14 protein-coding genes and 1 pseudogene are annotated in these 15,418 nt (G+C 43.1%); 13 read left to right on the top strand and 2 right to left on the bottom strand.

Annotated elements, in window-relative coordinates; genetic code table 11:
• Positions 1–9: 9 nt before the first annotated feature.
• From dsbC to lysS, 5 genes are all read left to right on the top strand, one after another.
• On the top strand, positions 10–810 hold the full coding sequence (dsbC, locus tag PE36_RS13015) for a bifunctional protein-disulfide isomerase/oxidoreductase DsbC (RefSeq protein WP_006032507.1): 801 nt from the start codon (positions 10–12) through the stop codon (positions 808–810).
• Complete coding sequence (gene recJ / locus PE36_RS13010; RefSeq protein ID WP_006032506.1) at positions 807–2,537, top strand: single-stranded-DNA-specific exonuclease RecJ; 1,731 nt, start codon at positions 807–809, stop codon at positions 2,535–2,537. Before dsbC ends, recJ begins: the two co-directional genes overlap by 4 nt.
• Positions 2,538–2,653: 116 nt before the next feature.
• Positions 2,654–3,067, top strand: coding sequence for a CBS domain-containing protein (locus PE36_RS13005; protein ID WP_006032505.1), 414 nt, complete (start codon positions 2,654–2,656; stop codon positions 3,065–3,067).
• A 310-nt stretch (positions 3,068–3,377) separates the two neighbouring features.
• Positions 3,378–4,476 (top strand): peptide chain release factor 2 gene (gene prfB, locus PE36_RS13000; RefSeq protein WP_198138616.1). Its coding sequence is split into 2 segments (ribosomal slippage): positions 3,378–3,452 and positions 3,454–4,476, totalling 1,098 coding nucleotides; the frame shifts between segments, so codons are not numbered across the junction.
• A 17-nt stretch (positions 4,477–4,493) separates the two neighbouring features.
• On the top strand, positions 4,494–6,002 hold the full coding sequence (gene lysS, locus PE36_RS12995) for a lysine--tRNA ligase (RefSeq protein WP_006032503.1): 1,509 nt from the start codon (positions 4,494–4,496) through the stop codon (positions 6,000–6,002).
• A gap of 133 nt (positions 6,003–6,135) precedes the next feature.
• Here lysS and ygfZ read toward each other — a convergent pair whose 3' ends face one another.
• Positions 6,136–7,122: a tRNA-modifying protein YgfZ gene (gene ygfZ, locus PE36_RS12990; RefSeq protein WP_006032502.1), complete on the bottom strand. Its 987-nt coding sequence runs from the start codon at positions 7,120–7,122 to the stop codon at positions 6,136–6,138.
• A gap of 120 nt (positions 7,123–7,242) precedes the next feature.
• On the opposite strand from ygfZ, the gene PE36_RS12985 reads away from it, so the two are divergent.
• Positions 7,243–7,494, top strand: a complete 252-nt coding sequence (locus PE36_RS12985) for a succinate dehydrogenase assembly factor 2 (RefSeq protein ID WP_006032501.1) — start codon at positions 7,243–7,245, stop codon at positions 7,492–7,494.
• On the top strand, positions 7,472–7,879 hold the full coding sequence (locus tag PE36_RS12980) for a protein YgfX (protein ID WP_232286582.1): 408 nt from the start codon (positions 7,472–7,474) through the stop codon (positions 7,877–7,879). The genes PE36_RS12985 and PE36_RS12980 overlap by 23 nt, the downstream gene beginning before the upstream one ends.
• Before the next feature lie 76 nt (positions 7,880–7,955).
• On the opposite strand, the gene nadB is transcribed toward PE36_RS12980, so the two are convergent.
• Positions 7,956–9,560, bottom strand: coding sequence for an L-aspartate oxidase (gene nadB, locus PE36_RS12975; protein ID WP_006032499.1), 1,605 nt, complete (start codon positions 9,558–9,560; stop codon positions 7,956–7,958).
• A 258-nt stretch (positions 9,561–9,818) separates the two neighbouring features.
• Here nadB and rpoE point away from each other — a divergent pair, with 258 nt between their 5' ends.
• The 6 genes and pseudogenes from rpoE to lepB all read left to right on the top strand — a co-directional run bounded on the left by rpoE (position 9,819) and on the right by lepB (position 15,418).
• Positions 9,819–10,397, top strand: coding sequence for an RNA polymerase sigma factor RpoE (gene rpoE / locus PE36_RS12970; protein ID WP_006032498.1), 579 nt, complete (start codon positions 9,819–9,821; stop codon positions 10,395–10,397).
• A gap of 41 nt (positions 10,398–10,438) precedes the next feature.
• Positions 10,439–10,987: a sigma-E factor negative regulatory protein gene (locus PE36_RS12965; protein ID WP_006032497.1), complete on the top strand. Its 549-nt coding sequence runs from the start codon at positions 10,439–10,441 to the stop codon at positions 10,985–10,987.
• Positions 10,988–11,000: 13 nt separating this feature from the next.
• A complete protein-coding gene (locus PE36_RS12960) occupies positions 11,001–12,044 on the top strand; it encodes a MucB/RseB C-terminal domain-containing protein (protein ID WP_006032496.1) in 1,044 nt (347 codons plus the stop codon).
• Positions 12,045–12,131: 87 nt separating this feature from the next.
• The gene (locus PE36_RS12955; RefSeq protein ID WP_043994513.1) at positions 12,132–12,611 is read left to right on the top strand and encodes a SoxR reducing system RseC family protein; all 480 of its coding nucleotides are present in this window, start codon (positions 12,132–12,134) and stop codon (positions 12,609–12,611) included.
• Between the two features lie 92 nt (positions 12,612–12,703).
• Positions 12,704–14,500 carry a translation elongation factor 4 gene (lepA, locus tag PE36_RS12950; RefSeq protein ID WP_006032494.1) on the top strand — a complete coding sequence of 599 codons (1,797 nt, stop codon included), beginning with the start codon at positions 12,704–12,706 and terminating at the stop codon, positions 14,498–14,500.
• Positions 14,501–14,504: 4 nt separating this feature from the next.
• A pseudogene (gene lepB, locus PE36_RS12945) lies at positions 14,505–15,418 on the top strand (signal peptidase I).

The raw sequence follows: 15,418 nt of genomic DNA, 5'->3' as shown, positions 1-15,418 counted from the left end.
GGAGAACATATGTTAAAAAAATTAATGATTACAGCAATCGCTGCAGGTTTGGTGGGGAGTTTTGTATTTGGGGTTAATAGTGCTCCGCAACAAGCAACACCGCCTGTGCCGACAACAATACATACTACGCCAGCGACAGACGTTGCACTATCTGCCGACCAGCTAGATATCTCACGCTTATTAGCTGAAAAACTTAACTTTAAAGTAGCGAGTGTAAGCGACAGTGTTATTCCTGGTTTGTTTGAAGTTGCGACCGACCAAGGTATCTTTTATGTTAACGCGGATGTCACTAATCTTATCCAAGGTTCACTTTATCAAGTTGATGATAATGGGGTCACGGATCTAACCGAACAAGCAATGGGTAAAGTACGCCAGCAAGCAATACAAGCATTCGCAAGTGATACAATTAACTACCCAGCTGAAAATGAAAAGCACAGCATCACGGTATTTACCGATATTAATTGCGGTTACTGTCGTAAGTTACATAACGAAGTCGCGCAACTGAATCAGCTTGGTATTAGCGTTAAATATTTAGCCTTTCCACGCGGTGGTCTCAACTCTAAGACTTACCAAGATATGGTGTCAATTTGGTGCGCTGAAGACAGCGTGCAAGCGATGAATAATGCCAAACGTGGTGGCAAGGTTGTTCCTGAAAGTTGTACCAATACCGTTGCACAACAATATGAACTTGGTCGTCGTTTAGGCGTGACCGGTACGCCTGCTATTGTGTTTGAAAATGGACAAATGCAACCGGGTTATGTGCCTGCTGCACAGCTTCTTAGTATTCTAGCCAGCGTGGAGAAATCTTGAAAAAACAAATTAAACGTCGCGATAACGTCGATTGTGACGGTATATCAGCAGCGGTACCTGCATTATTACGTCAAATCTATGCCAGTCGTGGTGTGAAGTCTGATCAAGAATTAGAGAAAGGGGTTAAAAACTTATTACGTCCCAATCAGCTTAAAGGCATGACTGCCGCGTGTGAGTTATTAGTCAGCGCGTTAGTGAAAAATCAGCGGATCATCATTATTGGTGATTTTGATGCGGATGGCGCCACGAGTACGGCATTGTCGATGCTTGCTTTTAAAATGCTAGGTTATCGTAATATTGATTTTTTAGTCCCTAATCGCTTTGAGTTTGGCTATGGTTTAAGTCCTGAGATTGTTGATCTTGCTGCAACTAATGGTGCGCAATTGATCATGACTGTCGATAATGGTATTTCCAGTATTGCCGGTGTTGCTGCCGCAAAAGCGTTAGGCATTAAAGTGCTTGTGACCGATCACCATCTGCCGGGCAACGAAATACCGGATGCAGATGCTATTGTTAACCCCAATCAACACGGCTGTACATTTCCAAGCAAAAATCTTGCTGGCGTTGGTGTGGCCTTCTACGTCATGTTGGCATTGCGCGGCGCATTGCGTGAACAAGATTGGTTTGCTAAACAAGGTATAACCGAGCCTAACTTAGCTTGCCTGCTGGATATTGTGGCATTGGGTACGGTTGCCGATGTGGTGCCGTTAGATGCTAATAACCGTATTTTAGTGCATCAAGGTTTACAGCGTATCCGCGCCGATAAATGTCGCCCCGGCATTAAAGCCTTGATCGAAATTGCCAATCGTAATCAAGCTCAGCTTTGCGCCAGCGATCTCGGTTTTGCATTAGGACCAAGATTGAATGCGGCGGGACGTCTCGATGACATGTCAGTTGGCGTTGCCACGCTGTTGTGTGAAGATCTCAATAACGCGCGCCGTTTTGCTGGCGAGCTGGATAGCCTGAATGAAGAGCGAAAAGAAATTGAAAGTTCGATGCAGCAAGAAGCCTTGGCTATTCTCAAAAGTGTCGATTTTGATGCCGGACAAGTACCTTACGGTATTTGTTTATTTCAAGATGACTGGCACCAAGGTGTGGTGGGTTTAGTTGCATCACGTATTAAAGAGCGCTTCCACCGCCCTGTTATCGCTTTTGCTGATGCTGGCGAAGGGGAAATAAAAGGCTCAGCCCGTTCAATACCTGGCTTGCACTTACGTGATGTTTTAGAGTTACTCGATATCCGTAATCCGGGCATGATCTTGAAATTTGGTGGCCATGCGATGGCGGCTGGTTTGTCTTTACGGCTTGATTGTTATGATGAGTTTGCCAAACAGTTTAACGCCTTAGTGCAGGAACTATTAACGGAAGAGCAGTTAACAGGCGTGGTATTAAGTGATGGCGAACTACTGAGTGAGCAACTGTCATTACCAACCGCGGAACTAATCAAAGAAGCGGCGCCCTGGGGACAGATGTTCCCTGAGCCGATCTTTGATGGCATCTTCAAATTACGTGAACAACGTCTTGTGGGTAAAAAACATTTAAAAATGATGTTAGAGCCAGAGCAGGGTGGACCATTGGTGGATGCGATCGCTTTTAATGTTGATTTGGAAGTATGGCCTGATGCCTCCGTACAGAAGATTGAGTTAGCCTACAAACTTGATGTGAACGAGTTCCGTGGTAAGCGCAGCTTGCAGTTTATGGTTGAGCATTTACAGCCATTACGTTAAGTGATAGCTTTTAGCGATTGAAGTGTTAGTTTTAATCGTCTTTAGCTATCTATTGTTTGCCGTTATAGTTATTACCTCTTCTACAGCAATCCAGCTTTAAGATAAGGATATAGACCATGACTATGCAACGCGTAATGAATGAAATGAAAATTAATGCTCCGAGTATTCCATGTGGTACGTCACTGGTCGCCGTGGTTGATTTGTTTGCTAAACACCAGATTAATGCGGTGCCGGTGGTGAATTCGACAAATGAAGTGATTGGCTTCGTCTCTGAATCAGATTGCTTACAAGCACTTATTAGTGGCAGTTACCACTGTGATAAACCTGCGATTGTGAACGATGTGATGAGTAAAAATGTCGTTAGCGTATCACCACAAGACAGTATTATTGATATTGCCATTCGCATGACCAAAGACAACTTGAGTGTCTACCCTGTGGTTGAAGGTGGCCAATTGGTTGGTCTCATTCGTCGTGGTGATATACTGCAAGTATTAGCAGAAAATAATAACCAATGTAGTCAAGTCAGCTAACCTCGTTGGTTGCCATGATGTTCAAGCCATGCTCCAGTAGCGTGGCTTTTGGCTATTTTATGTCGTCAGATTTCCCCTCGTTTTTATTTATTCCTATTTATTTTCTTATATTATCGATTAATTTGCTGTTTTCTTAATCTTCCTCTGTATATCCGCGAGTGAATTCGGTAAAATTTGCTGTTGTGCAAAATCCCATAGTTAGAATTATATACTTAGCAGTATGCTGATGCATATATCGATATCCGCATGCAGCATGCTGAGTACAATATCTTTAGCAAAATGCTGAATACAAATAAAATAGAGCAGAATCATGTTTGAAGTAAATCCAGTACTGAATAAATTAAAGGAGCTAGGCGAACGCGCTGAGCTGCTTCGGGGGTACCTTTGACTACGATGCGAGTAAAGAGCGTCTAGAAGAGGTATCTGCGGAATTAGAGTCATCGGAAGTATGGAATAACCCTAAATACGCCCAAGAATTAGGTAAAGAACGCGCGTCGTTAGAATTGATCGTCAAAACGATTGATGATCTCGGCACGGGTTGTGATGACGTTGAAGGCTTGGTTGAACTGGCAGTTGAAGCTGAAGACGAAGAAACATTTGCTGAAGCACAACATGAAATTATCGGTTTAGAAGCACAACTGGCTAAACTTGAGTTTCGTCGTATGTTTTCTGGCAAACATGATGCAAATGATTGCTATCTTGATATCCAATCTGGCTCTGGTGGTACCGAAGCACAAGATTGGGCAAACATGCTATTACGTATGTTCTTACGATGGGGTGAGGCACACAAATTTAAAGTTGAGCTGATCGAAGTATCATCTGGCGATGTAGCCGGGATCAAAGGTGCCACTATCCGGTTGGGTGGTGAATATGCTTATGGTTGGTTACGTACCGAAACCGGTGTTCACCGTTTAGTGCGTAAATCACCGTTTGATTCAAGTGGCCGTCGTCATACTTCGTTTGCATCGATATTTGTATATCCAGAAATTGATGACAGCATCGAGATTGATTTGAATCCATCTGATTTACGTATTGACGTTTACCGTGCTTCGGGCGCGGGTGGTCAGCACGTAAATACCACGGAATCTGCGGTACGTATTACTCACTTACCCACTAATCTTGTTGTACAATGTCAAAATGATCGCTCGCAGCATAAGAATAAAGATGCGGCAATGAAACAAATGCGGGCAAAATTATTTGATCATGAAATGCAAAAACAAAACGCGGAAAAACAAATCGCCGAAGATGCGAAGTCAGATATCGGTTGGGGCAGTCAGATCCGTTCATACGTATTGGATGACTCACGCATAAAAGATTTACGTACTGGTGTTGAAACACGCAATACACAAGCCGTTTTAGACGGTGATTTAGACAAATTTATTGAAGCCAGCCTGAAATCAGGCCTGTAAAAAAATAGGGTTAAACAATGACTGAACAGTTACAAGATGAAAACAAACTGATTGCAGAACGTCGCGCGAAATTAGATCATATCCGCACCAACTGTAAAGCAAATGGCCACCCTAATGACTTCCGCGTAAAACATAAGTCGGCAGATTTACAGGCTGAATTTGGCGAGAAAAGCAAAGAAGAATTAGTTGAAATGCAACACCTAGTAAGCATCGCGGGTCGTATTATGGCTAAACGTGGTCCTTTCCTTGCTATCCAAGATACAGCTGGTCGCATTCAAGCATACGCCTCGAAAGACGTGCAAAAAGCCCAAAAAGCGGACCTTGGCGGTCTAGATATTGGTGATATCGTTGGTATTACTGGTGCGCTAAACAAATCTGGTAAAGGTGACCTTTACGTTGAAATGACTGACTACGTGCTACTTACTAAAGCACTGCGTCCATTACCAGAAAAATTCCACGGTCTAACGGACCAAGAAATGCGTTACCGTCAACGTTATGTTGATCTTATCGTTAATGAAGAATCACGTAATGCCTTCATCGTACGCTCTAAGCTAGTAACAGCCATCCGTAACTTCATGGTATCAAAAGATTACATGGAAGTTGAAACGCCAATGATGCATGTGATCCCGGGTGGTGCAACTGCGCGTCCATTTATCACTCATCATAACGCGCTTGATCAAGCAATGTATCTACGTGTAGCACCTGAGCTTTATCTTAAGCGTTTAGTGGTTGGTGGTTTTGATCGTGTATTCGAAATTAACCGTAACTTCCGTAACGAAGGTTTATCACCGCGTCACAATCCAGAATTCACAATGATGGAATTCTACCAAGCTTACGCTGATTACAATGACCTTATGGATTTCACTGAAGAAATGCTAAGCACGGTAGCGGTTGAGGTGCTAGGTGCGACAGCTATGCCTTACGGCGACCACATGGTTGAGTTCGGTGGCAAATACACACGTATTAGCATGTTAGATGCAATCAAACAGTACAACCCAGAGCACGAAGTTATCCAAGCATTGACTAATGAAGGTGTTCAAGATCGTGAGTTAATGGTTTCTATTGCGAAATCACTGAACATGAAGATAGAGAAATTCTGGACTTGTGGTCAATTACTGGAAGAGATCTTTGGTGAAACAGCTGAACCACAACTTATTCAGCCAACATTCATTACTGGCTACCCAGCAGACATCTCGCCACTAGCACGTCGTAGCGATGACAACCCGTTCTTCACTGATCGTTTTGAGTTCTTCATCGGTGGCCGTGAAGTTGCGAATGGTTTCTCTGAGCTTAACGATGCTGAAGACCAAGACGCACGTTTCAAAGCACAAGTTAACGCCAAAGATGCGGGTGATGATGAAGCAATGTACTACGATGCGGATTACATCACTGCACTAGAGCACGGCTTACCACCAACTGCTGGCCAAGGTATTGGTATCGACCGTCTAGCTATGTTGTTTACTAATACACATACTATTCGTGACGTGATCTTATTCCCGGCAATGCGTCCACAAGCAAATAGCTAATTAGTTAACTATTTATTAGTTATGTAGTTAAAGCTTAATGATAAAAAAGCCAGTCACGTGATGTGACTGGCTTTTTATTTTCTGGGTTTTGTTCTTAATGCCTGCACTGTGGTTTACAGACATTAAGTATTAGTTAGTCTGCTTCTACCAATGAATACGGTAATGGCATGAAGGCTAATGTTGATTCGTTATCGGTAATTTTAAACACACTATCCGCCTCAAGGTTATTTGGCATAACGCTCGAGATCAGCTGCACACCGTCACTATAACGATAGCTTAAGTTGACTTTACCGCTACTGCGCCAGTTCTCACCCAGTTGTAATTCAATGCTATCACCGCTGTTTACTTCCGTTGCAGTAGCACCGCTTAAGATTGCCATTGCACGTTTGTTGGTGCCACGGTATTTAGCGCGAGCAACAGTTTCTTGGCCTGTGTAACACCCTTTAGTAAAGCTAATGCCATCATAAGCTTGTAGATTGAATGCTTGTGGGATCTGTACGCTGCTCATTGTTGCCCCTACAATCGGTGCTGCTGCGAGGATATCTAGAGCATCCCAGAATGAACCGTCATCGGTTGCTGCTTCTGCCAAGTGTTGGCTGATCTGTTGTAGTGAGGCGTCGCTTTTTTGTAATAATACTAAGAAGCGTGGGGTATCGCCAATAAGTCGCATGACAAAACCATTCGGTAAATGAGTGACAGCTTCTTCGCCTAGGGTAATTGCGAAGGTCTTATTCAGCCACTGTTCAGCTTGTGCGCCTGCGATACCGTAGAGGTTACAGAATGCAGAGGCGTCGGTCAGTTCTATTTTTGAGAATACCGCGTATTTTTTTAGTTCCGGCAAGGTGATCGCCAGTGCGTCTTTACGCATGATGAAATAAAACGAATCGCCTTTTTTAGCAACTTGGAATGTTGACCACAGCTTGCCTTTTGGATCGCAATGACCACCCCAAGTTGTTTGTTGATCTTCTAAACCCACCAGATCACAAGTCAATTGGCCTTGTAAATAACTTAAACGCTGCTCACCTGTTGCAGTCATTAATCCCCAGTGCGATAGTTCGCTTACGATCACATTTGGTAATGCATCGGTTGATGCTAGGGTCAGTTTATTAAATTGGGTCATTGTTTGCTCTTCTCTGGCTAGTTTTCTCTATGGTAGAGTGAACGCAAGCATTTGTCTTTAGAAGATCTTGTTTATTTTTGTGATAGAATAACCCTATGGACTGTAGGATAAGGGAAAAAAATGACTAAGTTAGATTCAAAGGCGCGTTTACGTTGGGCATGTCGCCGTGGCATGCTGGAATTAGATGTATTATTTCGTCCGTTTGTGGATGAAGCTTATGATGATTTATCAGATGAAGATAAATTTATTTTCCAACGCTTGTTAGAAGGCGAAGATCCCGAGTTATTTGCTTGGGCAATGGGTCATAAAAAGTGTGGAGACCCAGAGTTAGCCTATATGATGGATAAAATTGTCTCAAGAGTTAAAGTGTAGCGTCACGTTACGCCCATCTAAATACTGGTTGTTGCTGTGTATTGCAATGCATAGTGTGGTGCTTGGTTTGTTATTAAATTGGCTGACCCTTGTCGCATTACAATTGGTTTATACCGTAGTCATTATTGCCTTGTGTAGTTATCTCTGTTGGCAACATTGGCTACGCCGTCCCTGCTTTGTCTATTTCACCAATGGTTACATCCAGTTTGACGCGGGTGGTGAGTTATTTGCATTCAGCAAAGATTCTCGCAGTGCCGATCTTTTTATTCAGTTAAGTTATACCAGCCTAAGCCAGCGACACACTCAGTCGTTATACATTATGCGAGATGCCATCGACGATGCTGATTACCGTCGTCTCGTGCGCACGATTAAAATATTAAAGTAGCGGCATGATAAAAAAAAAGCAGCTGAGTAGCTGCTTTTTGTGTCTGATTTGTGATTAACGGCGAATGACGAACAAACTATACCTTAGGTTGTAAGATAGTCGGTTGTGGCTCGTCAAACTGCTCTGGGTAGTCAAGCGTATAGTGTAAACCGCGACTTTCTTTCCGTTCGAGTGCGCAACGGATAATTAAATCAGCCACCGTCACCAGGTTTCTTAATTCCAATAAGTTATTACTGACGCGGAAGTTACTGTAGTACTCATCAATTTCTTGTTGCAACAGATTAACCCGGCGTTGGGCACGCTCTAGACGCTTGGTCGTTCTGACAATACCGACGTAATCCCACATGAATAACCGCAGTTCATGCCAGTTATGTTGAATTATCACTTCTTCATCTGAGTCTGTTACTTTGCTCTCATCCCATGCTGGAATACGGTAATCTTTACGTTTTTTATGTAACTTCGACAAGATATCTTCTGCCGCGGCGTGGGCAAACACAATACATTCTAATAATGAGTTGCTGGCTAAACGGTTAGCACCGTGTAAACCGGTATAAGCCACTTCGCCAATCGCGTATAAGCCACGCATATCCGTTTGACCGGTTAAGTCAGTCATTACACCGCCGCAGGTATAATGTGCCGCGGGTACTGCTGGGATAGGATCTGTGGTGATATCGATACCTAACTTCAAGCAACGCTCATAAATAGTCGGGAAATGACTAATCACGAACTCCGCGGGTTTATGACTGATATCTAAATACACACAATCAGTACCTAAACGTTTCATTTCAAAGTCGATAGCACGGGCAACAATATCACGCGGTGCTAATTCTGCCCGTTCATCGAAACTGGGCATAAAGCGGGTGCCATCGGCATGACGTAAATAAGCGCCTTCACCACGTAATGCTTCTGTTAATAAGAAGTTTTTCGCATCGGGGTGAAACAAACAGGTAGGGTGGAATTGATTGAATTCCATATTGGCCACACGGCAACCTGCGCGCCATGCCATCGCAATACCGTCACCACTCGAGACATCAGGGTTAGTGGTATATTGATAAACTTTACTTGCGCCACCTGTGGCTAAAATAACAAAGCGCGCTTTAATCACTTCGACTTTTTCGGCGTCACGATTCCACACATAAGCACCGACAATACGGTTGGTCGCTTGATTAAGCTGCTTAGTTGAAATCAGATCCACCGCGTTAAAGCGTTCCATTAGGGTGATATTAGGATGTTGAGAGACATTGTCGATTAGCGTGGTTTGTACTACTTTACCTGTGGCATCGGCGGCATGCAGAATTCGGCGGTGACTGTGACCGCCTTCTTTAGTTAGGTGATAGTGCTGTTCACCATTATCGTCAGCGACCTGATCAAACGGTGCGCCTTTGTCGATTAACCAGTTTAAGCTGGCGGCTGCGCTGCTGGCCGTAAAGCTAACGGTATCTTCATCACATAAACCGGCACCGGCGATAAGCGTATCGGCAACATGGCCTTCTACACTGTCCGCTTCATCAAAAACGGCAGCGATACCACCTTGTGCATAAAGGGTTGAACCTTCTGTTAAGCTGCTCTTACTGAGCACCATCACTTTAGCTTGGTCAGCGAGTTTTAGGGCCAATGAGAGTCCAGCTGCACCACTGCCGATAATCAGTACATCGCTTTGGTATTCCGCATTTGTTCTCATAGTTTCCACTCGATTTGTAGTATGCTGTTATGTCTATAGCCAAGTTACTGCAAGATATAACTTTAAGTTGGGCATTATAAGCTTTAAATCTCGGGCAATAAAAAGGTATTTTGATTTATTTGACCTTATTTTGATTTAATTGGCCTAATGTCGCACTTTATTTGGCGTTAAAACGAACTTTATTTATATAACGTAGTCTGAAAAATACGCATTAGTAATACTAGTGTCATCAGAATAATAAGAGGTTATGAGTTACTAATGAGTGCAAAAGAGACGGACTTGCAATTAGTTGAGCGAGTTCAAGGCGGTGACAAAGCCGCATTTAATTTATTGGTGACTAAATACCAACAGAAAGTTGCGAACCTGATCTCACGCTACGTTTCAGCAAGTGGCGACGTTGCCGATGTGACTCAGGAAGTGTTTATTAAAGCGTATCGCGCGTTGCCGAATTTTAGAGGTGATAGTGCGTTTTATACTTGGCTATATCGTATTGCCAGTAATACCGCTAAGAACTATTTAATTGCGCAAAGTAGACGACCACCTGCTAACGATATTGATGCCGCAGATGCGGAGTTTTACGATGGTAACGATGGCATGCGTGAGTCATCAACACCAGAGCGTATTATTCTAGCTGAAGAAATGAAAGCGGTTATTTTTTCAGTCATTGACGGGTTACCTGATGAATTACGTACCGCGATAACATTGCGTGAAATGGAAGGCATGAGTTATGACGATATTAGTATTGTCATGAGCTGCCCAGTGGGTACTGTTCGCTCACGTATTTTTAGAGCACGTGAAGCGATTGAAGTAAAATTAAAACCGTTACTTCAACAGTAAGTTAAACACAGATTACGGATGAGTAAATTTAGGTATTAATTATGATAGAAAAAGAACGTTTATCTTCCATTGTAGACAATGAATATATTGATGCAGCATTACTTGATGAACTCGGTAAGGATGAAGCATTAGCTTCGAGCTGGCAGCATTACCACATGATTGGTGATGTGATGCGTGGTGAAACACCTGCTACGGTTAATTTAGATCTAACCCGTGCTATCACCGCGGCTATCGCTGAAGAACCGGCACTGATAATGCCAAAAGAAAGTGCCAACGATAGCTCTTTCTATCAAAAAGTAATCCAGCCTTGGCTAAAAACCGGTGGCCAATTCGCCATTGCGGCGTCAGTGGCATTAATGGTGATTACGGGTGTGCAATATAGTAATACCGAAGCGCCGATAACAGGGCTTGAACCTGCGTTGAATGTGATGCCGTTTGCCGGTATTGCCTCACCCGTCAGTTTGAGTATTGAGTCGCCAGATTCGCGTCAAGTACCGCCTGAATTTACCGATGAAGAAAAAGTAGAGCAAGTACGCCGCATTAATGCATTTGTGCTTGATCATCAATTACAAAAACGCATCCAGCAATAATAGTGAGCCAGTAATGTTCAAAAAAAGTGTTGGTTTGTGGATCTTATTGTCTGCGCTCTTTACTCCTGTCGCGTGGAGTGAAGTTACGGCTGGTGATGACAAGGTAGTAAAGAGTAATGCTGTGAATAACGTTGCAGCAGCGCCGCCGCAATTATCTGCGGATGCCTTGTTAGACAACATGAAAACGGCGTTTAAACAGTTAAATTATGATTTGTCTTATGTCGAGATTGAACGCGGAAGAATTACCCCGATGCGTTACAGTCACGGGGTGATTGATGATGTTTCTGTGGGCCATTTATTATCATTAAATGGCAATCCTCGAGAATACTTACGTCGTGGTGACATCACTAGTTTTTTTGAAGCCGAACAGCCGGGTTATTCGTTATCATCAACGGCAATTCCGGGACTGTTGTTCAATTTAATGGCGACTGAACTGACACTTGATGACAGCTTATACCAAGCGATTTATGTCGGTGGTAAATCACGCGTGACAGGACGTTTAAGCCAAGTTGTGCGGGTGGTACCAAACGATAAATACCGCTTTGGTTATTTAATTTGGATTGATGTAACCACCAATCTGCCGCTGCGTATTGATATGATCAAAGACAGTGGTGAAGTGGTGTTCCAAGTGATGGCGATTTCGTTATATCAATTCCCGGATGTGACGCCTTGGTTAGAGCAACTAAACTCGGTAAAATTACCCCCCGTGTTATCTGCAGTACAAACACAAGCATTGCTGCCTGAACCGACTAAATCGGAATGGAAAGCCGCTTGGATGCCAGATGGATTTAAACAGATTGTGAGCAATAAACACCAGATCGTTGGTATTGGTCAGATAATTGACTACATGCAGTTTTCTGATGGACTTGTCGATATCTCAATCTACGTCAACACCAATGCGAAAGCGGGTAGTTTAAGTCAAGGATTAGGTGTATCGGGACAAATTAGTTTACAATCTAAGATTACAGATGATATTGAGATAGTCGTCGTCGGCGAAGTGCCGAGCATGACCGCTAAAAAAATTGCTGACTCCGTCGTTCGAAATCTTGATAACTAATTTATGCTAACAATCATGGCGGGCTAACGATATAAAACAGGTATCGTGTTAGTCGGTCAAGATTGTTTTAAACAAGGTTTTATCCGCATGATTATTGAAACAGCTATCGTTAAAAGTGTCATTGGTGATCAGGTTTCGGTACAGTGCGAGAGCCAATCTGCTTGTAACCATTGTCATGCCAGCGATAACTGCGGCACCGGTATGGTCGCCAAAGCATTCCCCCATCGGACACACCGTTTTACCGTCACTAAAACAGCAGATGTTGTTGCCGGTGATAAGATCGAAATTGGTTTACGTGAAAAAAATTTAGTCACCAGTGCAATGCTGGTTTACTTACTGCCATTAGCGACAATTTTACTGTCACTGGGTCTGGGTCAGTATTTATCCCAAGTTTTCCAATTTGAAGGTGAAGGCTTGGTTATTCTCGCGGCTTTTGTTGGTGGCTACATTGGTTTTAGTTGCACGCGAAAATTAAGCGTTATATTCGATCAACGCTTTGATTTTAAACCTAAAATGCTAGGTGTCGTGGCTCAATCGGAAGTGATAGGGCAATGGCGTGCTGATTAAAAGCAATTGAAAGATAGCAGTCATCCCTTAAATCCGTTAAAATCCGCCTCATTAAGTGTCATATCTACTAAGTATTGGATATTATCTAACTCATGAAACACATTCGTAATTTTTCAATTATTGCTCATATCGATCACGGTAAATCGACTTTATCAGATCGTTTGATCTCATTTTGTGGTGGTTTATCTGACCGTGAAATGGCTGCACAGGTTCTTGACTCAATGGATATTGAGCGCGAGCGTGGCATTACAATTAAAGCGCAAAGCGTGACCCTGAACTATAAAGCCAAAGATGGTGAAACTTACCAACTTAACTTTATTGATACACCTGGACACGTGGACTTCAGCTATGAGGTTTCTCGCTCATTAGCAGCTTGTGAGGGTGCTTTACTTGTTGTCGACGCTGGTCAAGGCGTAGAGGCACAAACACTCGCAAACTGTTATACCGCGATGGAAATGGACTTGGAAGTTGTGCCAATCCTTAATAAAATCGATTTACCCGCTGCCGATCCTGATCGCGTAGCAGAAGAAATCGAAGACATCATCGGTATTGATGCAATGGAAGCAACGCGTTGCTCTGCCAAGACTGGTTTAGGTATCGAAGACGTACTTGAAACAATTGTCAGAGAAATTCCATGTCCATCAAAAGGTTCGGAAGATGCACCACTGCAAGCCCTGATCATCGATTCATGGTTTGATAACTACCAAGGTGTGGTATCGCTAGTACGTATTAGCAATGGTTCATTACGCAAAGGCGATAAGCTCACAGTGATGTCGACAGGTCAATCGCACCTGATTGATAAAGTCGGTATCTTCACACCAAAACAGACTGATACTGGCGTGCTTCACTGTGGTGAAGTAGGTTTTGTTATTTGTGGTATTAAAGATATTTTAGGGGCACCGGTTGGTGATACGCTAACCTTGACTCGCAACCCTGCGGATGCGCCAGTACCGGGTTTTAGTAAAGTTAAACCTCAGGTTTATGCGGGCATGTTCCCAATTAGCTCTGACGATTATGAAGCGTTCCGTGATGCACTGGGTAAACTCAGTCTCAACGATGCGTCTTTATTCTACGAACCAGAGAGTTCAACCGCACTTGGTTTTGGTTTCCGTTGTGGTTTCTTAGGTTTATTACACATGGAAATCATTCAAGAGCGTTTAGAGCGTGAATACGATCTTGAATTGATTACGACTGCACCCACGGTTGTCTACGAAGTGGAAACCAAAAAAGGTGAAGTTATTTACGTTGATAGCCCAGCAAAATTACCGGCAATCAATGACATCGAAGAGATCCGCGAACCCATTGCAGAATGCAACATCCTCGTACCACAAGAATACCTAGGTAATGTAATTACCCTTTGTATTGCCAAGCGTGGTGTACAAACGAAGATGGATTATCACGGTAAGCAAGTGGCATTAACTTACGAGATCCCGATGGGTGAAGTAGTGATGGACTTCTTTGACCGTTTGAAATCGACAAGCCGTGGTTATGCGTCACTGGATTACTCGTTCATCCACTTTAGTCCTGCTGACATGGTACGTGTTGATGTATTGATTAACACCGATCGTGTTGATGCATTAGCCATGATCACGCATCGTGAAAATTCGATGAATCGTGGGCGTTTACTGGTTGAAAAGATGAAGGAACTTATTCCTCGTCAAATGTTTAACATTGCCATCCAGGCGGTTATTGGTTCGCAAGTGATTGCCCGTAGTACCGTTAAGCAAATGCGTAAAAACGTGATCGCCAAGTGTTATGGCGGTGATATTAGCCGTAAGAAAAAACTGCTCCAGAAGCAGAAAGACGGTAAGAAACGCATGAAGCAAGTTGGTAATGTTGAAGTTCCGCAAGAAGCCTTCTTAGCTGTGTTGCATATCGGAAAGGACTAGATTAATGGCAACCTATTTTTCACTGATATTGGTATTAGTTACTTTCGTTAGCGGTATTATTTGGGCGTTAGATAAACTGATTTGGGAAAAAGCCCGCGCTGAAAAAGTCGCGTTTGCTCAATCTCAAGCGGAATTACCCGCGGAAGCTATTGCAAAATTAGGGCAAGAATCGTTTATTGTTGAAAATGCAAAATCGATCTTCCCGGTGATTGCGGCGGTAATGATTTTACGTTCATTTATATATGAACCATTTCAAATTCCATCCGGATCTATGATGCCAACACTATTGGTTGGCGACTTCATCTTGGTTGAAAAATTTAGTTATGGCGTTAAAGATCCGGTATTACGTTCTACACTTATCGAAACAGGTAAGCCTGAACGCGGTGATGTAGCGGTATTTAAATACCCTCCACAACCGACGGTCGATTACATTAAACGTGTTATCGGGTTACCGGGTGATCGTATTGCCTATCGTGGAAAGCAGGTTTTCATTCAACAAGCATGCAGCGGAACAAACTGCGCAGGGTTTAAAAAACTCGATCTTAGTTTAGTCGAAATTGGCAAATTTAAAGATCAAATGGTTGAATTACAGCAATATACAGAGCAACTAGGGGATGTTAAACACAACATTTTAATTAACCCTAGCCGTCCTGACTTAGCGCGTGATTTTTATCAGCAAGATAATCCGCCAACCCGTCAATATGAATGGGTGGTACCGGATGGTCATTACTTCATGATGGGTGATAACCGTGATAATAGTGCTGATAGCCGTTTTGGGGTTTTGTTCCGGAAGCAAATTTAGTTGGTAAGGCTGTGTTCATTTGGACTAGTTTCGAATTTGAACGCGACCCAGATTCTTTATTACCTGGTTGGATCCCAACAGGTATACGCTTTAGTCGTATTGGCAAGTTAAAATAA

Source organism: Moritella sp. PE36, from assembly GCF_000170855.1.
GTDB lineage: Bacteria > Pseudomonadota > Gammaproteobacteria > Enterobacterales > Moritellaceae > Moritella.
This window is presented reverse-complemented; position numbering and strand designations above follow the sequence as displayed.